Below are 26394 nucleotides of genomic sequence, written 5' to 3'. Positions count from 1 at the left end.
TAATTCGTTATTTTTTAATCTCAACAGGAGAGGTTGTGATGTCAACCCCACGTCAAATTCTTGCTGCAATTTTCGATATGGATGGACTACTGATCGATTCCGAACCGCTCTGGGATCGCGCTGAACTGGACGTGATGGCAAGTTTAGGCGTAGATATTACTCGGCGCCATGAGTTACCAGACACGCTTGGGCTACGCATTGATATGGTTGTCGATCTCTGGTTTGCGCAGCAACCGTGGAGCGGCCCCGATCGCCAGGAAGTGACAAACCGTGTTATTGCCCGCGCGATTACGCTTATCGAAGAGACGCGCCCTCTTTTGCCGGGTGTGCGCGAGGCCGTGGCGCTGTGTAAAGCGCAGGGGCTATTAGTGGGGCTTGCCTCGGCATCGCCGCTGCATATGCTGGAAAAAGTGCTCACCATGTTTGAACTGCGCGACAGTTTTGACGCGCTGGCTTCTGCGGAAAAATTGCCCTACAGCAAACCGCACCCGCAGGTCTATCTGGATTGTGCGGCCAAATTAGGCGTTGATCCATTAACCTGCGTGGCGCTGGAAGATTCGGTGAATGGTTTAATCGCGGCAAAGGCGGCGCGAATGCGCGCCATTGTGGTGCCAGCAGAAGAAAACCAGCATGATCCGCGCTTTGCGCTGGCGAATGTCAAACTTAACTCACTGACAGAGCTGACGGCGGCGCATCTACTCGGTTAAGATGTTTCCGAAACAAAGTCAACGGGCAATTAGCCGCTGAGCCAGACGGCAAGCGGCTTTGACAGAGACAAAGAGTTACAACGTCACCACTTCCGCCTACTGTATAAAAACCCTATACTGTATGAATTGACAGTTTAATGGGTTTTATCATGACGGCGGAAGGACATCTTCTTTTTTCTATAGCCAGCGCGGTTTTCGCCAAGAATGCCGAGTTAACGCCCGTCCTTGCGCACGGCGACTGGTGGCATATTATTCCTTCGGCTATTTTGACCTGTCTGCTGCCGGATATCGACCACCCCAAATCTTTTCTTGGTCAGCGCCTGAAATGGGTATCAAAACCAATCGCCCGCGCGTTCGGTCACCGGGGGTTTACCCATAGTCTGCTGGCGGTCTTTGCCCTACTGGCGACCTTTTATCTCAAGGTACCGGATACGTGGATTATCCCGGCGGATGCGCTGCAAGGCATGGTACTTGGCTATTTAAGCCATATCGTCGCGGATATGCTCACCCCCGCAGGCGTTCCCTTACTGTGGCCGTGCCGCTGGCGTTTCCGCCTGCCTATTCTGGCGCCGCGCAAAGGCAATCAGCTGGAGCGATTTTTATGTATGGCGTTGTTTGCCTGGGCGGTGTGGATGCCGCAGTCCATGCCGGAAAACAACGTCATACGCTGGTCTTCGCAGATGATCACTATCCTGCAAATGCAGTTCAATCGTTTTATAAATCACCAGATTGATTAGTAAATCAACGCCAAAGTCATTTTTGGTATAAACCATTCCATTTGAATATAAGAGCCAGCTCACAGTTCTGCTAATCTTGCGCGAACAGAATCGCTAAAACACAGCGCTTCATAATAAAAAAATCAGGAGAACGGGGATGAATTTTCCATTAATTGCGAACATTGCGGTGTTCGTCATTCTGCTGTTTGTACTGGCGCAGGCCCGTCATAAACAGTGGAGTCTGGCTAAAAAAGTGCTTGTCGGCCTTGTGATGGGCGTGGTCTTTGGTCTGGCCCTGCACACCATTTATGGCGCTGACAGTCAGGTGTTAAAAGACTCCATTCAGTGGTTCAATATTGTCGGCAACGGTTATGTGCAATTGCTACAAATGATTGTGATGCCGCTGGTATTCGCCTCTATTTTAAGCGCCGTGGCACGACTGCATAACGCCTCTCAATTGGGGAAAATCAGTTTTCTGACTATCGGCACGCTGCTGTTTACTACCCTTATCGCAGCGCTGGTGGGCGTGCTGGTCACCAATCTGTTCGGACTGACGGCGGAAGGTCTGGTTCAGGGCGGCGCGGAAACCGCGCGTCTGAATGCCATTGAGACGAGCTATGTCGGCAAAGTGGCCGATCTCAGCGTGCCGCAACTGGTGCTGTCTTTTGTACCGAAAAATCCGTTTGCGGATCTGACTGGCGCAAATCCTACGTCTATTATCAGCGTGGTGATTTTCGCCGCATTCCTGGGCGTGGCCGCGCTTAAACTGCTGAAAGATGATGCGCCAAAAGGCGAGCGTGTGCTTGTTGCTATCGATACCCTGCAAAGCTGGGTGATGAAGCTGGTGCGTCTGGTGATGCAACTTACGCCTTACGGCGTACTGGCGCTGATGACGAAAGTGGTTGCCGGCTCTAATTTGCAGGACATCATTAAGCTTGGAAGCTTCGTGGTAGCGTCATATCTTGGTCTGGCGATAATGTTTGTGGTTCACGGCATACTATTGGGCGTGAACGGGATTAGCCCGCTGAAATATTTCCGCAAGGTGTGGCCGGTGCTGACATTTGCCTTTACCAGCCGCTCCAGCGCCGCCTCCATTCCACTTAATGTCGAAGCGCAAACCCGCCGCCTGGGCGTGCCGGAGTCCATCGCCAGCTTTGCTGCCTCTTTTGGCGCGACCATCGGCCAAAACGGTTGTGCCGGTCTTTATCCTGCAATGTTAGCGGTAATGGTTGCGCCGACGGTCGGCATCAACCCCTTAGACCCCGTATGGATAGCCACGCTGGTGGGTATCGTTACCGTAAGTTCGGCGGGTGTTGCCGGCGTTGGCGGCGGCGCGACCTTCGCCGCGCTGATTGTGCTGCCTGCCATGGGCTTACCGGTCACGCTGGTCGCGCTGTTAATCTCCGTCGAACCGTTGATTGATATGGGCCGTACCGCACTGAACGTGAGCGGCTCAATGACCGCGGGTACGCTGACCAGCCAGTGGCTGAAGCAGACCGATAAAACCATTCTCGATAGCGAAGAAGACGCTGAACTGGCGCATCGATAATACATTATCGGGAGTTCACATCGTCTGAGACACGACGATCAGCAACTCAAAATGTCTGTCACTAAAAACGCCGGTCTCCAGTACCGGCGTTTTGTTTTTTTCTTAGTCAGCGACTTCGTTTTCCTGGCGAACCTGATTCGCCCAACGTTGCGCCGATTCTGGCACGCTAAAGGCGGGCGACCGTTGAAATGACTCCCCCGTCAGAACAAAGGCAACATATTTACCGCGCAGTATCCAGACGTCGCGAAACGTATCCATTTTTATCGCATGTTCCGGCGGCGCGGGTTCAACACGCGGAATATAGCTAATAATCTGGCGATTTTGCTGGCGAAGAGGTTTCATCATTAATGCTTCACTAAAAGAGGCTAAGAGCCTATCCCATTAGGGCTATTTTACTTGCCATTTTGGTCCTGGGCAGTGCTCAAAATCCTCACGTACTACGTGTACGCTCCGGTTTTTGCGCGCTGTCCGTGTCCAAACTGGCTGCGCCAATAACGCCTACTGGGATAGGCTCTAAGGCTAAAAATCAGAAAAACACTATTTTAGCCGATCTTCGCCCCCGACGTCCTGTTCCGCGCGTGCGATTTCCCCGTTGTACCCTGTCTGCCGTTCCGCTCTCCCCCGGCATAATTGCTGAAATGTTCTATAGTTAGAGTGATTTTGACTACTACCACGCCCATTTCAGTGATGAAAGCAGGAGACGAGTTCAATGTCGCATAATGAAAAATCCCCCCATCAGTCCCCCGTGCATGATACCCGTGAATCACAGCCCGGCCTGGACTCCCTGGCACCGTCAGACGGTTCACATCGCCCCACGCCAGAACCGACGCCGCCGGGCGCGCAACCAACGGCCCCCGGCAGCTTAAAAGCGCCCGAGACCGCGAATGATAAGCTCACCGCCCTCGACGCCTTTCGTAAAGGCAGCGAAAATTATGCGCTGACCACCAATCAGGGCGTGCGCATCGCCGACGATCAAAATTCTCTTCGCGCCGGCAGCCGTGGCCCTACGCTGTTGGAAGATTTTATCCTGCGCGAGAAAATTACCCACTTTGACCATGAGCGTATCCCGGAGAGGATCGTTCACGCCCGCGGATCTGCAGCGCACGGCTATTTCCAGCCATATAAAGACCTGAGCGACATCACGAAAGCCGCGTTTCTGTGCGATCCACAGAAAATTACCCCGGTCTTTGTTCGCTTTTCGACAGTACAGGGCGGCGCGGGGTCTGCTGATACCGTACGTGATATCCGCGGTTTTGCGACCAAATTTTATACCGAAGAGGGAATTTTCGATCTCGTCGGTAATAACACGCCGATCTTTTTTATCCAGGATGCGCATAAGTTTCCGGATTTTGTGCACGCCGTTAAGCCCGAACCACATTGGGCTATTCCGCAAGGACAGAGCGCGCACGACACCTTCTGGGACTATGTTTCCTTACAGCCTGAGACGCTGCACAACGTCATGTGGGCAATGTCGGATCGCGGTATTCCACGCAGTTATCGGACGATGGAAGGGTTCGGCATTCACACCTTCCGTCTGATCAATGCACAAGGGAAAGCGACCTTTGTCCGTTTCCACTGGAAACCGTTGGCAGGTAAAGCCTCGCTGGTGTGGGATGAGTCACAAAAACTGACCGGTCGCGATCCGGATTTTCACCGCAGGGATCTGTGGGAGGCCATCGAAGCGGGCGATTTCCCGGAATACGAGCTGGGCCTACAACTCATTGCCGAAGAGGATGAATTTAAATTCGATTTTGATCTGCTCGATCCGACCAAACTGATTCCGGAAGAGTTGGTGCCAGTACAACGCGTTGGCAAAATGGTGTTAAACCGTAACCCGGATAACTTTTTCGCTGAAAACGAACAGGCGGCATTTCATCCAGGACATATTGTTCCCGGTATTGATTTTACCAACGATCCGCTGTTACAGGGGCGTCTGTTCTCTTATACCGACACGCAAATCAGCCGTCTGGGCGGGCCAAACTTCCACGAAATTCCGATTAACCGCCCTACCTGCCCCTACCATAACTTCCAGCGTGACGGTATGCACCGGATGGATATCGACACCAATCCGGCGAACTATGAACCGAACTCCATTAATGACAACTGGCCGCGCGAAACGCCGCCAGCGCCAAAACGCGGCGGCTTCGAATCATACCAGGAACGTGTGGATGGCAATAAAATCCGCGAACGCAGCCCTTCTTTTGGTGAATATTACTCGCATCCTCGCCTGTTCTGGCTCAGTCAGACGCCGATAGAGCAGCAGCATATTATTGACGCGTTCAGCTTTGAACTGGGTAAAGTCGCCCGCGCGTATATTCGGAAGCGGGTGGTCGATCAGTTAGCGCATATTGATGTCACGCTGGCTCAGGGCGTCGCGCATAATCTCGGTTTTGCACTCACCCATGAGCAAACGCAAATTGCCCCGCCTCCTGATGTCAACGGTCTGAAAAAAGATCCGGCGCTCAGCCTGTATGCGGTGCCGGACGGCGATGTTAAAGGCCGCGTGGTCGCTATCCTGCTGAACGACAAGGTTAACGCCGCCGAACTGTTGACCATTTTGCAGGCTTTAAAAGCCAAAGGCGTCCACGCAAAACTGCTCTATTCACGGATGGGTGAAGTAACGGCTGATGACGGTTCAACATTAACTATTGCGGCAACCTTTGCCGGCGCGCCGTCGCTAACGGTCGATGCGGTAATAGTACCGTGCGGCAATATTGCCGATATCGAGAGTTGCGGCGATGCCCGTTACTACCTTCTGGAAGCCTACAAACATCTGAAGCCCATCGCACTGGCAGGCGACGCCCGACGGTTTAAGGCGCTTTTAAACATTGATAGCCAGGGGGAAGAAGGACTTGTTGAGGCCGATAACGTTGACCACCACTTTATGGACACTCTGCTGACGCTGATGGCGGCACACCGTGTCTGGTCGCGCGCGGGGAAAATTAACGCGATTCCTGCATAAACGGCAAAAAATGCGGCGCATTCTTGCGCCGCAAACTCAGGAGCTAAATATCAAGAAAACTGCCAGGACGATATCCACGTTCCGCAATCGCTGCCTTGAGTGACGCAGACGTCAACACCTCCAGTTCAGTTAAGCGGGGGTAACAATAGGCGCTCTGGCGAATAATGTTGTCCACAAACGCCGGATGACACATCACCTCCAGAGAGGCCTCTCCTCGATGCGCCGAGGCATCCAGAATGCGTAAAAAGCACGCTTCGGTGATCTCCTCGCCGTAAAATTCACTACTAAATCCTTGAGTGCTGCGCAAATCCGACGGCAGATCGTCGGCATTCAACACCGTCTGGCGGTCAATACGTAACGCAATCCCGCGCTGTGCCGCAAAGCGGGCGACGATGGGGAAAATTTGCGGGAACATATGCACATGATGGTGACTGTCGAGATGCGTTGGCTCGCGGCCAAATACGTCGATGAAACGCTGATACTGACACGCCAGTTCATGCGCAATTTCATCCAGCGGAAGCGTATCCTCCTCCGCCATTTGCCAGATCCATTTCCCCAACAGGCCGTCTCGCGTCAGGCCCGGCATCTCTGACACCGGTTTGCCTAACGTCAAAACAAAATGCATTCCCACCCCAAGCGCAGGCAGCTCGCGGCTAAGCTGCGCCGCATGGTCAATAGCCTCGCCATTGACCAGCGCCGTCGTGGAGGTCACAACGCCGTTGCGATATGCTTCAACAATGCCGTAATTTTGCCCTTTACTCAGGCCAAAATCATCGGCATTCACAATCAACACGCGTTCCATAGCCTACCTCTGTCAGTGGTGCTTACCTTTAAGCGCTTCGATGCAAGCGGCAAAATTAGGCAGCCATTTTTCATGCGCCAGAATGAGTTCACGCGCCAGGACTTCTGCGTCGCGGTCGGAATGCACCAGCGGACTCAGGTTAAGCGCCAGCAGCACATCATTAAAGTTTCCGCTCAGCGCCGCATTGCTGGCCGCGACCTCAAATCCTTTAATAGTGTGGATAAGCCCCAGCACTTTTTCGTCAAAACGGGTGATACGCGGGTGCGGCGTCGCGCCATTGCGTCCCAGAATGCAGGTTATTTCCACCGCCCAGTCCGCCGGGATATTCTCGACATGCCCATGATGTGGAATATTAACGTAATGCTCAGTCTGCTTGTCATTATAAATAGCGTTAATGACTTCACAAGCGGCATCGGAATAATAAGCGCCTCCGCGTTGCTCAAGCTCTTTCGGCTTCACGTTTAGCTCAGGATTTTTGTACAAGTCGAAGAGTTGTTTCTCCACTTTTTGTACGACCTGAGCGCGCGCGCCGCCTTTGTAATATTCGCCCATTTCAATCGCCAGCATCTCTTTTTGCTTGAAGTAATACAACAAATAAGAGCACGGCAGCATGTTCAGCGAGCGAATCAATCCTTCACTAAACGGCAGATCAAAGATATTTTTTACGGTTGACGCTTTCAACTGACCGGACGCCACGCCATCCAGTAATTCTGCGAACCGTGAGGTGCCATTCACCAGCACATCTTTAATAAAGACCATATGGTTTAGACCAAACAGGTCAATGGAAAGATCGTCATTCTCATTCAGCGCCAGCACGTCATGAATAAACATTTTCATGCCGACAGGAATATTACATACGCCGATGAATTTTTTAAAGTTGGTATGGCGATAAACCGCTTCCGTCACCATCCCCGCCGGATTAGTAAAGTTAATGACCCACGCATTCGGACATAATTCCTCAACATCCTTAATGATGTCAAAAATAACCGGAATGGTGCGCAACCCTTTAAATAAACCGCCAGCGCCGTTGGTTTCTTGCCCCAGATAGCCGTGGCTAAGCGGGATACGCTCGTCCAGTTCACGGGCTTTGAGTTGACCAACGCGTAGCTGGGTAGTAACAAAATTAGCGTCTTTCAGCGCTTCCCGACGATCCAGCGTTTTATACAATTTTAGCGGAACGCCTGCTTTATCAATCATTCGCTGGCAGAGATCATAAATAATGCCCAGCTTCTCTTTCCCATCTTCAACGTCAACCAACCATAATTCGGTGACAGGTAATTCATGGTAGCGTTTAATAAAGCCTTCAAGTAATTCAGGGGTGTAGCTGCTCCCGCCACCAATAGTGACGACTTTTAATTTCTGGCTCATAATATCTCCCTTCAGTGTATGACACTGATATGTATTACGCTATGCCCGCTCGTAAGAAATAGCGTGACGTTCCCCTGCTATTGGGGCAAGCGTGAAATGTAACTAATCGAGCAATGCAAACCGTTACTCATTAATTTCCGTCAATCGCTTCCGATAACTATTCGGCGTGAATGAGGTCATCTTCTTAAACGTTTTAATAAACAGACTTGGACTGCTATACCCGGCTTCATAAGCAATATCCGTAACCGAATAATTGGTCATTTCCAACTGTTTCTTGGCAAAATTAATGCGAATCTCATTAATGATTTGCATCGGCGTTTTGCTGTAATAACGTCGGGTGGCGCGCGTTAGATACTCCTGGGATTTTGCCGACAGGCGCACCATATTTTCCAGCGCATGTTCGCCAAACTGCGATTTATCGTGCATTATCTCCACGGTGGCTTTCAGCCATTGTGGGATATCATCATAAACCTGCTCTTCGCGGTAATGACGTAAGCGGTTTATAATATAAAATGTCACCACTTCGATAAATTCGTCGAGCCCATTGCCGCGAAAATTCAACGACGCAATCACCGTTTCAATATAGGTAAGGAAGGTGCTATTCGCCCTGTATACCTGCGATGCCACAAAACAAAACGGCAGTAACGGAAGATAATGCTGTTCAAAAAAACGTTTACTAATTCCTACGTTCAGAATACGCGTTGCGCCAAACTCATAGAAACTTTGGTGATTCGACCCCACCGGGATAAAAACAAAATCTCCACGTTCCAGCAGCACACGCTTCCCGTTGATCTCCTGGTAATAACGTCCGGTCAATACCAGGGTAAATTCATAGTAGTCGTGCTGATGCAGCCCGGTGACGCTTTCCGTCTTGTTATAGATAAACACATGGAAATTTTTGCCATTGAAGAGCTGCTGCTCATAAACCGTTTTGATTTCCGTTGCGTTAACCTGTAGCTGCATCATCCGCCCCCTGTTATTTCAGTTTCTCATGGAGCTCAATTAACTCAGCAATCAGTTCACGAGCCAGCATTGATGTCATCAAATGATCCTGAGCGTGAACCAGGACCAGACTGACTTTCATTTTGCCTTCGCCCTGATCGCCTTCGATGAGTTTTGTCTGCACAAGATGCGCTTCATTGAGCGCCATGCGCGACTGGTCCATCATCGCTTTCGCCGCCTCAAAATCGCCTTCTTTCGCTTTTCTGAGCGCGCCATATGCCAGGCTGCGCGCCTGACCAGAATTGATGATAAGCCCCATAACGACTTCTTCGAGTTCCTCAGCCGCTGTCTGGTTATCTACAACATTTTCAAGATCAAACATAGTCTTTCCTCTGATTCAGCCCGGCATGGCATCCCATGCCGGCGCGGAGTTTAGAATTTCAGTGCGTTAGCGATATCTTCTTCGCTTTCTTCCTGCTCGATGGCGTTCTGCGCTTTGTTAGCCACCACCACGAAGGGGAGATAAATCAGGGTAGCGACCGCCAGGTTAAATAGCGCAACCAGCAACGCGGCGACACTGCCGTTGGTGTTAAAGAACGCCCCCAGCCCGGTTGGCATGGTCCACGGCGCAATATTGGTAATCGGCGGAATAATACCCAAATAGTAAGCCACCAGCGTAATCGCCGCCAGAATCGGCTGTACCAGAATGAAGGGGATAAACATCACCGGGTTCATAATAATCGGCAGGCCAAACAGGATGGGTTCGTTAATCTGGAAGATACCTGACGGCAGCGCCAGTTTTGCCACCTGGCGATAGTCCGCGCGACGGGATGCCAGGAAGATAGCGATGATCAGACCCAGCGTTGCGCCGCTACCACCGAGGAAGATATAAGAATCCAGCATCGGTTTCGCCCAGATATGGAACGTTTTACCGGCTTCCAGTGCCGCATCGACGGAGCCATACTGCTGGTAAATAGAGATGTTTTCCAGCGCCCAGGGCGTCATGATGCCGCTGTCCAGCGCGGTCAGTGCCAGCGAACCATGAATACCAAAGAACCACAGCAGCGGTACAAAAATGACATATGCCCACCCTACCACGCTACCCAGCGATGCCAGCGGCGTAGAGATAGTGTCCATAATGATCTGATGGAAGTTAGAACCGTAATTAGACAGCGCCCAGGCAATAATCCCCATAATAGAGAGAATAATAAAGCCGGGAATTAATGCTGAGAATGAACGAGACACCGAAGCCGGTACGCTGTCCGGTAGTTTAATCACCCAGTTGCGCCGGACAACAAATGTAAACATCTCCGCGACCACCAGGCCAATAATAATACCGGAGATAATATTCGCGCCGCCCAGCCAGTTAGCGCCTACGGCATAGGCCTCGCCGACACTATACGGCGTTACGGTCATAAATGCCGCCACGGAGAGCAGTCCGGCGGCCAGCGCATCAACCTTGCGCTCTTCCGCCAACGCCATGCCGATAAAAAATGGTGCCATGAGCGACATAATGCCCAATGTGCCGTTATAGACGTTCCCGCCGATGCCTTTCAATCCATTAAGAGTTTCAATGGTTGAGGCATCAAGCCGAATGCCCATGGAATAAAAAAACGACCCCTCCCCAAAGCTCAGGAAAACGTTATTAATTAATACAAACATCGCCCCCGCAAGGGTTAATGGCATTAAACGAATAAAGCCGTTCTTGATTGCATTAACGTGTGGCTGCTTTCCTATTTTTACAGCAAAAGGAAGGAGTACCTTTTCAAGTGAAGCAATGACGTTACTCATAGAAAAATACCCTTAAATACCGCAATAAAATATTGCGGTTAGTGTATGAAATAACTCTTTGACGGGAAAAATTAAAAAATAATTAATTCGCGGCGGCTTTTTTAATTGCCGCTACCGCAGCTTTAAGCACGCCTAAACCATCTACCTTGCCGTACAACATTGAATCAATGACTTCTACCGGTTTACCGGGTAATAAACGCTGAATTTCAGGGAGCATATAAGCAATTTGCGGGCCTAGTAACACGACGTCCGCTGCCGGGCCTTTTTCACCGGCCAGGGTTTCAGGGAATGCTTCAATAATCACCGGCACTTCATATTTTTCAGCCTGAGCGCGCATTTTTGATACCAGTAACGACGTTGACATGCCCGCAGAACAAAACAGATAAATGTGTTTCTTTTCCATAAAAACCTTCCTCATGTGCGATTATCTGTCAACCAGATACGCCGCAAGCCTCAACCTGCATCCATACTCTGGGCGACTTGCGTAACCGGATTTACTTTTTTAGGTGGCTGAAATGAGTATACGGGATCGGACCGCCGGATGGTATTTCCTTGACCCACTAAATTGTCTCTCATTGACCTGGCGTTATGACCCCCCTCACATTTCGGGTAAATAATTCGCGATAATAAATAAGGTTATTGCAGGCACAAAAAAACCGGCTCGCAGGCCGGTTTCCTTGAATGTTCAGGCAATGTACAGTTGTTACTGCTTCGGCGCCTGTGGGTCAGTGTCGTACTCCGCACAGGTCTGATAGCCAGAGTTAATCACGTGCCCGGTATCATCCAGCGCAACAAAGTAGGTTTCCGCTTTACCATCACGTTGACCCAGGATGTAGGTCTGACAGGTACCGCGCGCATGAATCATGCTCACTTCAGATGACGGTTTGCCCGCAATCTGCGCAACTTGCGCCCTGCTCATTCCTTTTTTAACATCTTTAACGACAGGCTCAACAAATTGGTCTTTTGTACGATCATACGCCGTACAGCCTGCCAGCATAGTCATTACCGCCGCTGCGCTTAAAATTCCTGCTACGTTCTTGTTCATTTTCCGTCCTCTTGTTTATCAGCGTGTTATGTAAGCCTGGAATACATCAGAACATTTTTCAAGCCGCGCCTCGCCACAAAAAGCCTTTCGGAAAATTCTCTAACGCAGCGACATGTTGTTTTAAACACCGCTTAGCCCGCCAAACCTTGTCGTTTCAGCGGCGAAGGGGTAGCTTTAACAGGGTAAAGATTCATTTTTTTAATGTCGAAGGGGGTTAAATGACTCTGCAGCAAGAGATAATCCAGGCGCTTGGCGCGAAACCGCATATCAACCCTGAAGAAGAAATTCGCCGCAGCGTGGATTTTCTTAAAGCGTACCTGAAAACCTATCCCTTTTTGAAATCGCTGGTGTTAGGCATCAGCGGCGGGCAGGATTCGACGCTGGCCGGGAAACTCAGCCAGATGGCTATCGCCGAATTGCGGGAAGAGACCGGTGATAATGCGCTGCAGTTTATCGCCGTTCGTCTGCCTTATGGCGTGCAGGCCGATGAACAGGATTGCCAGGACGCCATTGCTTTTATTCGGCCGGACAGAGTACTCACCGTCAATATTAAAGGCGCCGTCCTCGCCAGCGAACAGGCGCTGCGCGAAGCGGGAATTGAGCTGAGCGATTTTGTTCGCGGCAATGAAAAAGCGCGTGAGCGAATGAAAGCGCAATATAGCATCGCCGGTATGACTCACGGCGTCGTGGTGGGCACCGACCATGCGGCGGAAGCGATAACCGGGTTCTTCACCAAATATGGCGATGGCGGTACCGATATTAACCCACTTCATCGCCTTAACAAACGCCAGGGCAAACAGCTTCTCGCAGCGCTGGGATGTCCTGAGCATCTGTATAAAAAAGTCCCCACCGCCGATTTGGAAGACGACCGCCCTTCACTGCCTGATGAAGCCGCGCTGGGCGTAACGTATGACAATATTGACGATTACCTGGAAGGCAAAACGCTGGACCCCGCCATCGCTAAAACTATCGAAGGCTGGTATGTAAAAACTGAACATAAGCGCCGTTTACCGATTACTGTATTCGACGACTTTTGGAAAAAGTAAGCGTACTTCTACTGTTGCGCCGGATATCGCTCGTCTATCCGGCCTCCTCTCTTTCCAGCCTCTTTTTTAATCACCCATCCGCTGTTATACTGGATGAATAACCAGTTAACGGAGATCACTGTGGTACGGCGTCAATCAGCCCCCCGCCTTGAGTTTGAAGCGGCGGCCATTTACGAATATCCAGAACATTTACGTCCTTTCCTCAGCGAAGCGCCAGCCTTACCGGGCGTCTATATATTTCATAGCGAAAGCGATACGCTGCCGCTTTATATCGGTAAAAGCGTAAATATCCGCAGCCGGGTGCTCTCACATCTGCGAACGCCTGACGAGGCCGCGATGCTGCGACAGGCGCGGCGGATAAGCTGGATCTGCACCGCTGGGGAAATGGGCGCGTTGCTGCTGGAGGCGCGGCTGATCAAAGAACAACAGCCGCTGTTTAACAAGCGGTTACGTCGTAATCGCCAGCTTTGCTCTCTACAGTTGAGCGAACAAAAGATTGAGGTCGTTTCCGCCCGCAGCGTCGATTTTTCCCATGAGCCGAACCTGTTTGGGCTCTTCGCCAACCGTCGGGCAGCGCTGCAAAGCTTACAGAATCTCGCCGATGAACAAAAATTGTGTTATGGCCTGCTGGGGCTTGAATCGGTAAGCCGTGGGCGCGCCTGTTTTCGTTTCGCTCTGAAGCGCTGCGCTGGCGCGTGTTGTGGGCAAGAAACCCCGCAGGCGCATTTTCTTCGTCTGCAGGCCTCGCTGGAACGGTTACGTGTAGTTTGCTGGCCCTGGAAAGGCGCTATCGCGTTAAAAGAGAGCTGCCCACAAATGACCCAGTTCCACATTATCAACAACTGGTTATGGCTGGGGGCGGTACCCTCGCTGGATGAGGCCGCCACCCTGGTGCGCACCCCTGCGGGCTTTGATCAGGATGGCTATAAAATTCTCTGTAAGCCACTAATGTCAGGTCAATATGAGATCATTGAACTGCACACCGACTGTCGCCAGTCATAAAGAAAACCGCCGATCCTGTCCACCTCAACGATTGTGTTGTCGACAAGACCGGCGGTCTTAAATTATGCGGAAAGTTATTCTGCCGCAGCAGGCATTTTACCTTCTTGCGCCGGGCGTTCTGTCAGACGCTTCTCAAAATTAGCGTTATATTGCTTTTTCTGCTCCGGCGTCAGAACGTTATAAATTTTATTCTGGGTTTCCATATGCGCCAGCATATTGGCCTTGCGCTGCGCTTCCATTTTCGTAATTTGCGCTTCGGCTTTGGCTTTATCGAAGGTATCGCTGGCAATAATATCATGCATGGCGCGACGCTCTTCCAGCGGCGGACGTTTCATTTGCTCGCGCTGCGCTTTCATAATGTCGCGAATTTGTTGCTTCTGTGCGTCTGTCAGGTTCAGGTTTTTAAACATCATATCGTGATGTGGGCCAAATTTACCTTTATGCTGCATCATTGGCTTCGCATCCGCTGGCGCGGCGGTGGTAGTCTCGGCGGCATGAGCCAGATTCGCAGCACCCATCGCCAGGGTAGAGGCAACAAATAGAGCAGTCAGTTTACGCATATTTCCATCCTTCCTTTCAGTTATTTTTACGGCATATTTAAAACAGCGCCGTGTTGTCGTGATTAACTTTAACCGTCTTAGCGTCAATTAGTCATAACAATGGTAAAACAATGAAAGTATAAAAAACACTTTTTCGCCAATTGTGAAGAAAAAAAGAATAAATTGCGTAGAGTTGAAAGAGAAATATACAACAGCATGCTATAGCAGAAATTATGCAGAACTATAACGCAGCAACGCTTATTAATAAAGCAATTCTCCAGGAATAATCCGTAATAGCATGAAACTGTGTCCCAAATCATCCCTGTAACCCTAACGTGAGCTTACAGGGACATTTATCAAGGCAGTCTTTCCAGCATTAATCCAGCCCGCAATCCGCAGGCGACAGAGGGATTAGGAAAGAGAACATATTCAACGTCATGCGTCACCGTCACGCGCTTATCCCCCTCCTCGGCCAGCAACGTTCCCTTTGTAAAGGCAGTAAAATTCAGCGTTTGCGCATCCATATAAAGCGCGAACTTGTCGCTGTGACGCGTGATTTGCGACACCACCCGATAGCGTAGCGGCGGCGAAGACGAGGTTGACGTTTCGACACCGCTCAGCAGCGCCGACAACGCCTGCGAGGTTACATTGAACTGCGTCAGATCGTTTTGCCCAAACGGCAACGCCTTTCCCAACTCCAGCGTACAGGAAAGCGCGCCGAAATGTTCAGAGCTAAAGTGCGTAAACGTACCGCCGGGCGCCTGATGAAATACCAACGCCTCCAGTCCTGCCGCGCCCAGCCACGCCAGAAAATCCGCCTCCCACGGGCGGTCGCGCTGCGGCAATACGCCAAAACGCAAATGATGCGAGCCACGAATGGCGGTATGCAGATCCAGATGCCAGCGTACCCGCGCCTGGCCAGATGAAAAGAAGGTCTCCAGACTTAGCTCCAGCTCACGCGCCCGCCGCGTTTCATCGCTTTCGGCAAAGGACTGCCAACGCCCGCCAAACATACGGTTCATATCGCTGTGACAGTAGCGTATTCCCGCCGCCAGCGCCTGCGGATTGCCGAGTACCACCAGCACTCGCCACGTTAACGTCAAGCTGCCTGAATACAGCGCCGACAGCAGCTTATCCAGCATCTCTACCGGCGCGGTTTCATTGCCGTGTATCCCCGCAGAAAGAATTAACGCGCGGTCGACCGGCGCATCGGGCGTGAGTTCAAGCAGACCATGGCCTAACCAGCGCCAGCGAAAACCCGCGCCCTTCCCCTGCCTCACCCGTGGTGTCGTGCCGCTTAGCGTCAACGCCAGAAAGTTATCCATCAGCCGCCCCCGTTTGCTGGAAAGGATAAACCGACCCCAAATCCAACAGACGCGTTAACACATCCAGCGCCTCCCGGCCTTCTCGCAATAATAACGGATCGGCCAGATCGGCGGCGGTCAGGCGATCGCGATAATAACGATCCGCCCACGCGTTAAGGGCCGTAAACAGAGCGTCATTCATCATTACCGCTGGATTCACCGCCCGTCGTTCTTCTTCTGTTAACACCACGCGTAATCGCAGACAGGCCGGGCCGCCGCCGTTGGCCATACTTTCTCGCAAATCAAACACCTGCATCGCGCTGATGGGGTTATCCTCCGCCACCAGCTTATTCAGATAACGCCAGACGCCGACATGGTCCTGACATTCCCGCGGCAGCACTAACAGCATTGAGCCGTCGTCACGGCTTAGCAACTGACTATTAAACAGGTAGGTCGCCACAGCATCTGATACAGAAACCTCGCCGGCGGGCACCTCTATCGCCATAAAACCGTCAACGCGCGTACGCAACTGATTAATGAGCATTTCCTGCCGGGCAAACGCCGCTTCGTGACAAAACAATACCTGTCGATTCGAAACGGCGATGACATCATTATGGAATACGCCTTGATCGATGACCTCCGGGTTTTGCTGAGCGAAGATAACCTGTTGCGGATTCACCTGATTAAGACGCGCCACAGCCTCGCTGGCTTCGCGGCTCTGGCGCGCCGGATAACGAGCGGGTCGTATTTCATTCTCCTCTTCGCGCCCATAGACAAAAAGCTGCACGCCTGCCGAACCATACTCGCCGCCAAGACGGTTATGATTCGCCGCGCCTTCATCTCCCAATAATGCGACCTGCGGTAACGCGCTATGCACTGAAAACTGACTTTCATCGCGAAATATGGCGCGTAGCAGCGCTTCGGTAACAGGCGCCTCAAGAGCGCGATGAAATTTATTGTTTAAATTCGCCACCGTCAGGTGAACTTTCCCGTCCAACGCGTCTGCCGATGGGCAAACCGTCGCCGCATTCGCAACCCACATTGGCGACGCGGAACTCACGCTGGAAAGCCAGCGTGGCGCCTGACGCACAACCTTATCCAGAATCTGCTCATCGCTACCCGTGAAGCCGAGCTGACGCAACGCCGGAATAAAAGGCCGCTCATGCGGCGGGATCACCGCCTGGGGAAAGCCGGCATCCGCCAAAGCCTTCATCTTTAGCAGCCCCTGCTTTACCGCCAGACGAGGATTCGACACCTGAAAACGGTGGCGGGTCGATGCCTCATTGCCGAAGGATAGCCCGGCATAATGGTGCGTAAGCCCCACCAGCCCGTCAAAATTAACTTCATGCGCCGTCATACCGCCTCCCTGCGAGAAAAGTCGAGGCCGGGGCTTAATGTCGCAGGCAACGTTAGTTCGGGAGATTCCAGACTGGCCATCGGCCAGGCGCAATAATCGGCGGCATACCAGGCGCTGGGCCGATGGTTGCCAGACGCGCCGACACCCCCAAACGGCGCAGTACTCGCTGCCCCGGTGAGCGGTTTATTCCAGTTAACGATCCCTGCCCGCGCCTCCAGCAAGAGCTGTTCGAACTGCGCGCGATCCGTCGACACCAGCCCACACGACAGACCAAAACGGGTATTATTCGCCAGACGAATCGCCTCATCGAAATGCGCATAACGCCAGACGTTCAGCAGCGGACCAAACACCTCTTCATCCGGCACATCCGCGACGCCCGTCAGCTCAATGATGCCAGGCGTCAGCAGAGAGGTTCCCTCTTTGACCTTCCGCGGCGCCAGTAGCGTGCGACCGCCTAATGCCTCTCGTTGACGCCAGGCCTCCATCACATGCTGTGCCGCCTGCGCTGAAATCAGTCCGCCGATAAACGGCTGCGGATCGTCGTCCCATCTGCCGGGCTGCAGACGTCCGGCGACGTCAACCAGCCGCGCCAGAAATGCATCTCCCTGCGCACCCTGTTTTACCAGAAGGCGTCGCGCGCAGGTACAGCGCTGTCCGGCGGTAATAAACGCCGATTGCAGCGTCAGATGTACCGCCGCATCTATATTTGCCACATCCTCAATAATGAGCGGATTGTTTCCGCCCATTTCAAGGGCCAGTATTTTTTCCGGCTGGCCGGATAGCTGGCGATGAAGCTGATATCCGGTACTGGCGCTGCCGGTAAACAGCAGTCCGTCGAGATCGTCGAGCGAACTCAGCGCTTGTCCGGTCTCCCGGCCGCCCTGCACCAGATTAAGAACGCCTGCCGGTAGCCCCGCCCGTTCCCAGAGTTTTATTACCGTTTCCCCGGTCCATGGCGTTAGCTCGCTAGGTTTGAAAATCAGCGTATTGCCTGCCAGCAACGCGGGCACAATATGGCCATTCGGTAAATGGCCGGGAAAGTTATAAGGGCCGAATACCGCCAGCACACCGTGAGGACGATGGCGCAACGTCACGACGCCATCGACAAGTTCGCTTTTTTGTTCGCCTGTTCTGGCGTGGTAAGCCTTAATCGAGATGGCAATCTTATTGATCATCGCCGTCACTTCCGTCGCCGCCTCCCAGCGCGGTTTACCGGTTTCACGCGCGATGACCTCCGTGAGCTCGGCTTTATGCGCCTCCAGCAGGGCGGCAAATTTCTCTACGATAGCCTGTCGTGCCGCAAAAGGCTGTCTGGCCCAGCGAGGAAACGCCGCGCGCGCCGCCTGACAGGTCTCGGCGACCTGTGCCGCATTAGCGTCATTCCCCTGCCAAAGTATCTCCGCGCTCACCGGATTCGTTTTGCGGCGGCGTTCGCCCTGACCGGTTATCCAGTCGCCGTTTATCCATAGCGTCATACGGTTTTCTCCTCAGCGCAAAGGCGTACCAGTCGAACGTGGTCGCCCGCGCGACATTTCAGCGCATCCAACTGCGCGGCGGTAAGTACAAGTCGTGAAGTCTGCGGATCGGCACGCACCAGCGCGGCCCGAAAGTGGTGATAGTTTTCATTGGCGACCAGACATGCCGGATAGTCGCCAGGCGCGGGTTGCCCTTCCGCGACTTCCACCAGTCGGCTTTTACGAATGGCCCGCACGCGGTCAATATCACACTCCAGCGTCGGCCCACCGTCGAAGATGTCGATATAGTGGCGATAGCGAAAACCTTCCTTTTCCAGCACCGCGCGGGCTGGCGCCGTTTGCGGGTGGACTTCGCCAATCACGGCCTGTGCCTCTTCAGATAAAAAGTGGGTATAAATAGGATGTTTGGGCATCAGCTCGGCGATAAACGCTTTTTGCCCGGTACCGCATAAAAAATCCGCCCGGCTGAAATCCATAGAAAAAAAGCGTTTGCCGAGACTTTGCCAGAAGGGAGAATAGCCGTGCTCGTCAATGACGCCTCGCATTTCCGCCACCACTTTCTCATTGAATTTATCGCGAAACGCGGCCATAAACATAAAGCGCGATTTTGACAACAGGTAGCCGTTACCCTCTTTACGCCATTCGGGATCGAGAAACAGCGTGCAAAGCTCACTGCTGCCAGTGTGATCATTACTCAGGAATAATGTTGGCAACGCGTTATATACATTCAGCTCTTTGGAGGCATGAACCAGCGTACCGACACGATAGTTATACCAGGGGTCGTTAAGGCCGACCGCGACCTCAATGGCGCAGATCCCGCCAACCTCACCCGTTTCACTGTCCTCGAGAACGAATACATACCCTTGCTCGCCTTTTGGCAGCTCACCGGACCAGGTTTTTAGCGCGCGTTCAATGCGGGCCGCCAGCGTCGCTTCATTTGCCGGTAGCGAGGTTAAGCCGCCGCCCGTTTTGCCTGCAAGCTGCATCAGCGCGGCGATATCCGCATGTTCGACAGGACGAATCACCCGCATGATGCGCCTCCCGTCTGAAGGCGTTCGCACGCGAGGGCAAAACGATCAAGCCCGGTAGCTATCTCCTCGTCGCTCACATTTAACGCTGGCGCAAAACGCACCACGTCGCCGCCGGCGATGAGCACCATCACGCCTGCTTTTGCCGCTTCCTGGGCGATGAGTTTGGCTTTTCCGGCAAACTCCGTCTGTAGCACACAGCCAAGCAGTAGCCCCAGCCCGCGAATTTCACTGAACATGCCAAAACGTACATTAATGGTATTTAGGCGTTCAATAAACGCATCGTGGCGCTGTCTGACGCCGTTTTGCATCTCCGGCGTATTGATGATATCCAGTACTTTTCCGGCAACTGCCGTCGCCAGCGGATTACCGCCGTAGGTGGTGCCATGCGTGCCTGGCGTCATGACGCTGGCATAGTCTTGCGTGGTCAGCATCGCGCCGATCGGGAAGCCGCCGCCCAACGCTTTAGCAGTCGTCAGGATATCGGGCGTAACGCCATAATGCATATATGCATACAGTTCGCCGGTACGTCCGACGCCCGTCTGCACCTCATCAAAAATCAGTAACGCCTGATGCCGGTCGCACAATTCACGCAGCCCCTGCAAAAAAGCTTTTGTGGCGGGGATCACGCCGCCCTCGCCCTGCACAGGCTCTACGATCACGGCGCAGGTATTGTCATCAATTAGCGCGCTGGCGGAGTTCAGATCGTTATAGGCTGCATGACGAATATCCGGCGGCAGCGGCGCAAAGTCCTGTGAATAGGTGGGTTGACCGCCAGCGCTGACGGTAAAGAGCGTGCGACCATGGAACGCGTTTTTAAAGGCCACAATGCCGCTTTTATGATTGCCGATACGATCGTGGGCATATTTGCGCGCCAGTTTTAATGCTGCTTCATTTGCTTCAGCGCCTGAATTACAAAAGAAAACGCGTTCGGCGAAGGTCGCGTCGATCAGTTTTTTCGCCAGTCGCAGCGCCGGTTCATTGGTGTAACCGTTCCCGGTATGCCAGAAGCGATTCGCCTGTTCATTTAACGCCTCGCGCAGCGCCGGATGCGCATGTCCCAAGGCGTTGACCGCGATCCCGCCAGCAAAATCAATGTACTCTTTCCCCTGCTGATCCCACAGGCGTGAGCCTTCTCCGCGTACAGGAATAAAAGGCGCGGGAACATATACCGGCACCATCCATTCATCAAAGTTTTCGCGCGTAATTGACAGAGACATAGCGACCTCTTTTGGTAAAAATAAAGTTATTTATATGTTAATTAATATGAGTGTTTGCACTGTAAATGTAGATTGCAGCATTCGTGCCAGCCAGCGTTAAAATTGCATAAACAGAAGTGATAGACGGTAAATCAATGGGTTACAGCGTAGCGATATTCACTTTTACTGCATGAAAAGTGAATATTCCCGCATAATCGGTGGCTAAAAAGAGGAAAAAGCGAAATATTATTCAGTTGCCAAATATAATTCTGGAATTGTGATCTTATACGAAATTTACTGGAAATTACCGCCCCGTTCTGGCGCATCTGCACGCAAACCGTACCATTTTCGCACTATAGAAAACACCATATGCTTCCATTGGCCGAATCTGACGATGAGTGGCAGTCACCCGGTAAAATTTCTGCTACCATCCCAACACGATTCATCTTGCAAAGTGGCAGTGACTATGAAATTTGTCTCTTTTAATATCAACGGCCTGCGCGCCCGTCCCCATCAGCTTGAAGCGATTGTCGAAAAACACCAGCCCGATGTGATCGGTCTACAGGAGACAAAAGTCCACGACGAAATGTTCCCGCTCGAAGAGGTCGCGAAGCTGGGCTATAACGTTTTCTATCATGGACAAAAAGGCCATTACGGCGTCGCGCTGCTAACAAAAGCCACGCCCATTTCCGTCAGACGCGGTTTCCCGGATGATGGCGAAGAGGCGCAACGCCGCATTATCATGGCGGAAATCCCCTCGCCGCTGGGTAATATCACCGTCATTAACGGCTATTTCCCGCAGGGGGAAAGCCGGGATCATCCGTTGAAGTTCCCCGCGAAAGCGCAGTTTTACCAGAACTTGCAGAACTATCTTGAAACGGAACTCAAGTGCGATAATCCGGTATTAATTATGGGCGACATGAATATCAGCCCAACCGATCTGGATATTGGCATCGGCGAAGAGAACCGCAAACGCTGGCTGCGTACCGGTAAATGCTCCTTCCTACCGGAGGAGCGTGAATGGATGTCGCGGTTACTGAAGTGGGGATTAGTGGACACGTTCCGTGAGGCGAATCCGCAAACGATGGATAAATTTTCGTGGTTTGATTACCGCTCAAAAGGTTTCGTGGATAATCGCGGACTGCGTATCGACCTCTTGCTGGCGAGCGCTCCGCTGGCGGAACGTTGCGCAGAAACCGGTATAGACTACGACATTCGCAGTATGGAAAAACCCTCCGACCATGCGCCGGTCTGGGCGACGTTTCGTGTTTGATTTCGCTTTCTGATTAACCGTAAGGCCGGGATAGCGCGACGCTTCCCGGCAGGAATAACGATCTTAACGACAATGATAAAAAAACTCGATGTTGTTGCCGCCATCATTGAACGCGACGGCAAAATTCTGCTGGCCCAGCGCCCAGGTCATGCGGATCAAGCCGGTTTTTGGGAGTTTGCCGGCGGTAAAGTCGAACCCGGCGAAACCCAGCCGCAGGCGCTTGTCCGCGAGCTACGCGAAGAGTTAGGGATTGACGCCACGCCCGGCGTCTATATCGCCAGCCATCAACGCGACGTGTCTGGCCGACGAATTCATTTGCACGCCTGGCATGTGCCTGCGTTTAACGGTCTGATACGTGCGCTGGAACATCAGGCATTAGCCTGGTGTACGCCGGAAGAGGCGCTGGAGTACCCCCTCGCCCCGGCGGATATTCCGCTATTGCAGGCGTTTATGGCTTTACGCGACGCCAGACTAACGGATTCGTGCTGATGGTTTTTTCGTCACGCTGGCACTGGAGCACGACGCCTTCCACTTTTATTACCGCGCCTTCAGAGTAATTCTGATCCTGGTAAACGCAGCACTGAATGCAGGGCTGGGACGACTGACCGCGCGTGCTGAAAACTTCCGGCGGGACATTCACCTGAATATCAGGACGACTGTTCTGGTTTGCCAGCCCGACCATTGGCATTATCGCCATCACGGCGACCACGAGGCTTCGGCGCATAGGATTTCCTTATTTTTCAAAGTATATTCTCAGTATAACGGTAAGCCGCCGTGAAAACTTTAATCCTCTTTTGTCATCGCTTTTAGTTATGACCCTCGCCCCGTTATGAATTTACTTAGCAGCGTCATTTTTTTCTTGCTTACCGTCACATTGCTGATGGTATAGTCGAAAACTGCAAATATATATTCTGATAAAACGCAAATACAACCACATTAATATATAAGAGGTTTTTATATCTATGGATCAGACATGTTCTCTGGAATCATTCCTCAACCATGTACAAAAGCGCGACCCGCATCAAACCGAGTTCGCGCAAGCCGTCCGTGAAGTCATGACCACCCTGTGGCCGTTTCTTGAACAAAACCCCCGTTACCGCCACATGTCTTTACTGGAACGTTTGGTTGAACCAGAGCGCGTAATCCAGTTTCGCGTAGTGTGGCTGGACGACAAAAACCAGGTGCAGGTAAATCGCGCCTGGCGCGTGCAGTTCAACTCTGCTATCGGCCCCTATAAAGGCGGTATGCGCTTCCATCCTTCGGTAAACCTTTCCATCCTTAAGTTCCTCGGCTTTGAGCAAACCTTTAAAAATGCCCTCACCACGTTGCCGATGGGCGGCGGTAAAGGCGGCAGCGATTTCGATCCGAAAGGGAAAAGCGAAGGCGAAGTGATGCGTTTCTGCCAGGCGCTGATGACTGAACTGTATCGCCATTTAGGGCCGGATACCGACGTGCCTGCCGGGGATATCGGCGTGGGCGGGCGCGAAGTGGGCTTTATGGCGGGAATGATGCGCAAGCTTTCCAATAACAGCGCCTGCGTCTTCACCGGCAAAGGGCTTTCCTTCGGCGGCAGCCTGATTCGCCCGGAGGCGACGGGCTATGGCCTGGTCTACTTCACCGAAGCGATGCTTAAACGTCATGGTCTCGGTTTCGAAGGGATGCGCGTCGCCGTGTCCGGCTCCGGCAACGTCGCGCAATACGCCATTGAGAAAGCGATGACCTTTGGCGCGCGCGTGGTTACCGCGTCGGATTCGAGCGGGACAGTGGTCGATGAAAGTGGCTTCACGCCAGAGAAGCTGGCGCGTCTGTGTGAAATTAAAGCCAGCCGTGACGGTCGCGTCGCTGACTACGCCCGTGAGTTTGGCTTAACCTATCTGGAAGGCCAGCAGCCCTGGAGCGTACCGGTGGATATCGCCCTGCCATGCGCGACGCAGAACGAACTGGACGTTGACGCCGCGCGTGTACTGATTGCCAATGGCGTAAAAGCCGTGGCGGAAGGGGCAAATATGCCAACCACGATTGAAGCGACCGATCTCTTCCTTGAGGCGGGCGTACTGTTTGCGCCGGGTAAAGCCGCCAACGCGGGCGGCGTGGCGACATCAGGGCTGGAAATGGCGCAGAACGCCGCGCGGTTGAGCTGGAAAGCCGAGAAAGTGGACGCCCGTCTGCATCACATTATGCTGGACATCCACCACGCCTGTGTCGAGTACGGCGGCGATAATAAGCATACCAACTACGTTCAGGGCGCCAACATCGCCGGTTTCGTGAAAGTCGCCGACGCCATGCTGGCGCAGGGCGTCATTTAATCCCGTCGTCAGGCCAGATAGCTTTACGCTTATTCGGTCTGACGGCCTGTCTCCTCAGCAGGCGGGCTTTTCTTGCCCGCTCGCTTGCGCGGCGCGCTCTTTTTCTTTTCTCCGCCGCCTGGCGCGACTATCCCTCTGAAGCGCTTCACCGGCGTGCGCTTAGCCTGCTCGATCAGCTGATATAACGTGCCGACCAGCGGTTGCATAAAATCCTGGTAACGGCACTGCTTTTCGCTGATTTGCGTCAAAACAGATTCCCAGTGCGCGGTCATATCTGGACGGGCCGCCATTTCCGGTAGCGAATGTATTAACGCTTTGCCAGCATCGGTAGAATGAATATAGCGCCCTTTTTTGGTCAGAAAGCTACGTTTGAACAGCAGTTCGATAATCCCGGCGCGCGTGGCTTCCGTCCCCAGCCCATCGGTCGCGCGCAGGATCTTTTTCAGATCTTTATCCTGCACGAAGCGGGCAATTCCGGTCATCGCGGAAAGCAATGTCGCATCAGTGAAATGACGCGGCGGCTGGGTTTGGCGTTCGACCACTTCCCCCTTTTCACACAGCAACTCATCACCTTTGGCGACAACCGGCAGCGGCGTACCGTCGTTTTCCTCGTCGCGCTCTTTACTGCCCAGTAACGTCCGCCAACCGGCCTCCGCCAGAAAACGCGCTTTGGCAACAAATTTCCCTTTGGCGATTTCCAGTTCAATAACGCATTTACGAAACACCGCGTCCGGGCAGAACTGCATCAGATACTGACGCGCAATCAGGGTGTACACTTTCGCTTCGTTTTCCGTCAGATGGACAGAAGAACTGCGCGCCGTCGGGATAATCGCGTGGTGCGCATCCACTTTTTTGTCATCCCAGCAGCGATTGCGCGTATCAGGATTAACCACAGGCTGCGGCAGTAAATCCGGGACGTGGACGCTAATCGCGTTCATGACCGCCTGCCGTCCGGCAAAGTGTTCTTCCGGCAGATAACGGCAGTCGGAACGCGGATAGGTAATCAGTTTGTGGGTTTCATATAGCTTCTGACAAATATCAAGCACGTTTTGCGCGCTCAGGCCAAAGCGTTTAGCGGCTTCAATCTGTAGCGTCGAGAGCGAAAACGGCAGCGGCGCGGATTCTGATTCCCGTTTATCATTATAACTGGTTACCAGCGCGGGCTGACCGTTGATTCGGTTCACTACATGCTCCGCCAGCGGACGATGAAGCAAGCGCCCCTCTTCATCCTGATAAGGTTCGCACGCCTCGCTCGGCTGCCAGATAGCGGTAAAACGCTCGTCGGCAGGCGTAACGATGTGCGCCTTCACTTCAAAGAAGTCTTTGGCGACGAAGTTCTCAATCTCTTCGTCTCGCCGCACCACCAGCCCCAGTACCGGCGTCTGCACGCGTCCCACGGATAACACGCCCTGATAGCCGGCATTCCGGCCCAGGATCGTGTAAGCGCGGGTCATATTAATGCCATACAGCCAGTCCGCTCGCGCTCGCGCCAGCGCGGAGACGCACAGCGGCACGAAGTCGCTGTTCGCTCGCAGCCTGTCGATAGCACGCTCGACCGCCTGCGGGTTAAGGTCGTTTATCAGACAACGCCGCACCTGCTGGCGCTTTTCGGCAGGAAGCTGGAGATAATCCAGCACTTCATCAACCAGAAGCTGCCCTTCGCGATCCGGGTCGCCGGCGTGAATAATTTCACCGGCTTGATGCAAAAAGCGCTTAATCACATTGAGCTGTTTGGTGACGGAAGGACGAGGCTGAAGCTGCCATTTTTCCGGCACGATAGGCAGGTCAGCCAGATTCCAGCGCGCATAACGGCTGTCATACGCATCCGGCTGCGCCTGTTCCAGCAAATGACCAATACACCAGGTGACGACCTGCCCGTTTCCGCACTCAATAAAACCATCGCCTTTACGGTGCGGTTTTGGCAGCACATCCGCAATGGCGCGCCCCAGACTCGGTTTTTCGGCAATAAACAACCGCATCAGG

At 52.9% G+C, this 26394-nt stretch carries 25 protein-coding genes; 9 read left to right on the top strand and 16 right to left on the bottom strand.

Features of this window, described 5'->3' with window-relative positions:
- Nucleotides 1-38: 38 nt before the first annotated feature.
- The 3 genes from hxpB to tcyP all read left to right on the top strand — a co-directional run bounded on the left by hxpB (nt 39) and on the right by tcyP (nt 2972).
- Nucleotides 39-707, top strand: coding sequence for a hexitol phosphatase HxpB (gene hxpB, locus ACLD11_RS01585; protein ID WP_000106854.1), 669 nt, complete (start codon nt 39-41; stop codon nt 705-707).
- A gap of 137 nt (nt 708-844) precedes the next feature.
- Nucleotides 845-1444, top strand: coding sequence for a metal-dependent hydrolase (locus tag ACLD11_RS01580; protein ID WP_000505804.1), 600 nt, complete (start codon nt 845-847; stop codon nt 1442-1444).
- A 136-nt stretch (nt 1445-1580) separates the two neighbouring features.
- A complete protein-coding gene (tcyP, locus tag ACLD11_RS01575) occupies nt 1581-2972 on the top strand; it encodes a cystine/sulfocysteine:cation symporter (RefSeq protein WP_001010662.1) in 1392 nt (463 codons plus the stop codon).
- A gap of 102 nt (nt 2973-3074) precedes the next feature.
- Here tcyP and cedA read toward each other — a convergent pair whose 3' ends face one another.
- A complete protein-coding gene (gene cedA, locus ACLD11_RS01570; protein WP_411014451.1) occupies nt 3075-3317 on the bottom strand; it encodes a cell division activator CedA in 243 nt (80 codons plus the stop codon).
- A 364-nt stretch (nt 3318-3681) separates the two neighbouring features.
- Here cedA and katE point away from each other — a divergent pair, with 364 nt between their 5' ends.
- Nucleotides 3682-5934 (top strand): catalase HPII, encoded by a 2253-nt coding sequence (gene katE, locus ACLD11_RS01565; protein ID WP_172496876.1) that lies wholly within the window; start codon nt 3682-3684, stop codon nt 5932-5934.
- Nucleotides 5935-5977: 43 nt separating this feature from the next.
- Here the strand turns inward: katE and chbG are convergent, their stop codons facing one another.
- The 7 genes from chbG to osmE form a co-directional block, all read right to left on the bottom strand.
- Nucleotides 5978-6736 carry a chitin disaccharide deacetylase gene (gene chbG / locus ACLD11_RS01560; RefSeq protein ID WP_000442730.1) on the bottom strand — a complete coding sequence of 253 codons (759 nt, stop codon included), beginning with the start codon at nt 6734-6736 and terminating at the stop codon, nt 5978-5980.
- A 12-nt stretch (nt 6737-6748) separates the two neighbouring features.
- Nucleotides 6749-8104, bottom strand: coding sequence for a 6-phospho-beta-glucosidase (locus tag ACLD11_RS01555; RefSeq protein ID WP_411014450.1), 1356 nt, complete (start codon nt 8102-8104; stop codon nt 6749-6751).
- Nucleotides 8105-8227: 123 nt separating this feature from the next.
- Nucleotides 8228-9070, bottom strand: a complete 843-nt coding sequence (chbR, locus tag ACLD11_RS01550) for a transcriptional regulator ChbR (RefSeq protein WP_079944262.1) — start codon at nt 9068-9070, stop codon at nt 8228-8230.
- 10 nt (nt 9071-9080) lie between these two features.
- Entirely contained in the window at nt 9081-9428 is a 348-nt protein-coding gene (chbA, locus tag ACLD11_RS01545) for a PTS N,N'-diacetylchitobiose transporter subunit IIA (RefSeq protein ID WP_079944263.1), read from the bottom strand.
- Between the two features lie 50 nt (nt 9429-9478).
- Entirely contained in the window at nt 9479-10837 is a 1359-nt protein-coding gene (chbC, locus tag ACLD11_RS01540; RefSeq protein ID WP_000073067.1) for a PTS N,N'-diacetylchitobiose transporter subunit IIC, read from the bottom strand.
- A gap of 82 nt (nt 10838-10919) precedes the next feature.
- Nucleotides 10920-11240, bottom strand: coding sequence for a PTS N,N'-diacetylchitobiose transporter subunit IIB (gene chbB, locus ACLD11_RS01535; RefSeq protein WP_000412161.1), 321 nt, complete (start codon nt 11238-11240; stop codon nt 10920-10922).
- Nucleotides 11241-11540: 300 nt separating this feature from the next.
- Nucleotides 11541-11882, bottom strand: a complete 342-nt coding sequence (gene osmE / locus ACLD11_RS01530) for an osmotically-inducible lipoprotein OsmE (RefSeq protein ID WP_001039301.1) — start codon at nt 11880-11882, stop codon at nt 11541-11543.
- A gap of 218 nt (nt 11883-12100) precedes the next feature.
- On the opposite strand from osmE, the gene nadE reads away from it, so the two are divergent.
- Both nadE and cho read left to right on the top strand, forming a co-directional pair.
- Entirely contained in the window at nt 12101-12928 is an 828-nt protein-coding gene (gene nadE, locus ACLD11_RS01525; protein ID WP_411014449.1) for an ammonia-dependent NAD(+) synthetase, read from the top strand.
- Nucleotides 12929-13048: 120 nt separating this feature from the next.
- Nucleotides 13049-13930, top strand: a complete 882-nt coding sequence (gene cho, locus ACLD11_RS01520) for an excinuclease Cho (protein WP_411014448.1) — start codon at nt 13049-13051, stop codon at nt 13928-13930.
- 74 nt (nt 13931-14004) lie between these two features.
- Here the strand turns inward: cho and spy are convergent, their stop codons facing one another.
- From spy to ACLD11_RS01490, 6 genes are all read right to left on the bottom strand, one after another.
- Nucleotides 14005-14490, bottom strand: coding sequence for an ATP-independent periplasmic protein-refolding chaperone Spy (gene spy, locus ACLD11_RS01515; protein ID WP_001229001.1), 486 nt, complete (start codon nt 14488-14490; stop codon nt 14005-14007).
- A 335-nt stretch (nt 14491-14825) separates the two neighbouring features.
- Nucleotides 14826-15794, bottom strand: coding sequence for a succinylglutamate desuccinylase (gene astE, locus ACLD11_RS01510; protein WP_411014447.1), 969 nt, complete (start codon nt 15792-15794; stop codon nt 14826-14828).
- Nucleotides 15787-17130, bottom strand: coding sequence for an N-succinylarginine dihydrolase (astB, locus tag ACLD11_RS01505; RefSeq protein ID WP_411014446.1), 1344 nt, complete (start codon nt 17128-17130; stop codon nt 15787-15789). The genes astE and astB overlap by 8 nt, the downstream gene beginning before the upstream one ends.
- Complete coding sequence (gene astD / locus ACLD11_RS01500; RefSeq protein ID WP_411014445.1) at nt 17127-18605, bottom strand: succinylglutamate-semialdehyde dehydrogenase; 1479 nt, start codon at nt 18603-18605, stop codon at nt 17127-17129. Before astD ends, astB begins: the two co-directional genes overlap by 4 nt.
- A complete protein-coding gene (gene astA, locus ACLD11_RS01495; RefSeq protein ID WP_001263889.1) occupies nt 18602-19636 on the bottom strand; it encodes an arginine N-succinyltransferase in 1035 nt (344 codons plus the stop codon). The genes astD and astA overlap by 4 nt, the downstream gene beginning before the upstream one ends.
- Complete coding sequence (locus ACLD11_RS01490; protein WP_411014444.1) at nt 19627-20853, bottom strand: aspartate aminotransferase family protein; 1227 nt, start codon at nt 20851-20853, stop codon at nt 19627-19629. Before ACLD11_RS01490 ends, astA begins: the two co-directional genes overlap by 10 nt.
- 445 nt (nt 20854-21298) lie before the next feature.
- On the opposite strand from ACLD11_RS01490, the gene xthA reads away from it, so the two are divergent.
- Both xthA and ACLD11_RS01480 read left to right on the top strand, forming a co-directional pair.
- Nucleotides 21299-22105, top strand: a complete 807-nt coding sequence (gene xthA, locus ACLD11_RS01485) for an exodeoxyribonuclease III (RefSeq protein ID WP_000673951.1) — start codon at nt 21299-21301, stop codon at nt 22103-22105.
- Between the two features lie 72 nt (nt 22106-22177).
- Nucleotides 22178-22594 carry a pyrimidine (deoxy)nucleoside triphosphate diphosphatase gene (locus ACLD11_RS01480; protein WP_115286087.1) on the top strand — a complete coding sequence of 139 codons (417 nt, stop codon included), beginning with the start codon at nt 22178-22180 and terminating at the stop codon, nt 22592-22594.
- Here ACLD11_RS01480 and ACLD11_RS01475 read toward each other — a convergent pair.
- Nucleotides 22554-22829, bottom strand: a complete 276-nt coding sequence (locus ACLD11_RS01475; RefSeq protein WP_001254683.1) for a YnjH family protein — start codon at nt 22827-22829, stop codon at nt 22554-22556. The genes ACLD11_RS01480 and ACLD11_RS01475 overlap by 41 nt on opposite strands.
- 238 nt (nt 22830-23067) lie before the next feature.
- On the opposite strand from ACLD11_RS01475, the gene gdhA reads away from it, so the two are divergent.
- Complete coding sequence (gene gdhA / locus ACLD11_RS01470; protein ID WP_006558591.1) at nt 23068-24411, top strand: NADP-specific glutamate dehydrogenase; 1344 nt, start codon at nt 23068-23070, stop codon at nt 24409-24411.
- Between the two features lie 29 nt (nt 24412-24440).
- On the opposite strand, the gene topB is transcribed toward gdhA, so the two are convergent.
- Nucleotides 24441-26390: a DNA topoisomerase III gene (gene topB, locus ACLD11_RS01465; RefSeq protein ID WP_411014443.1), complete on the bottom strand. Its 1950-nt coding sequence runs from the start codon at nt 26388-26390 to the stop codon at nt 24441-24443.
- Nucleotides 26391-26394 lie beyond the last annotated feature (4 nt).

This window comes from Salmonella sp. 741265116_PST, assembly GCF_046567715.1.
GTDB lineage: Bacteria > Pseudomonadota > Gammaproteobacteria > Enterobacterales > Enterobacteriaceae > Salmonella > Salmonella enterica.
This window is presented reverse-complemented; position numbering and strand designations above follow the sequence as displayed.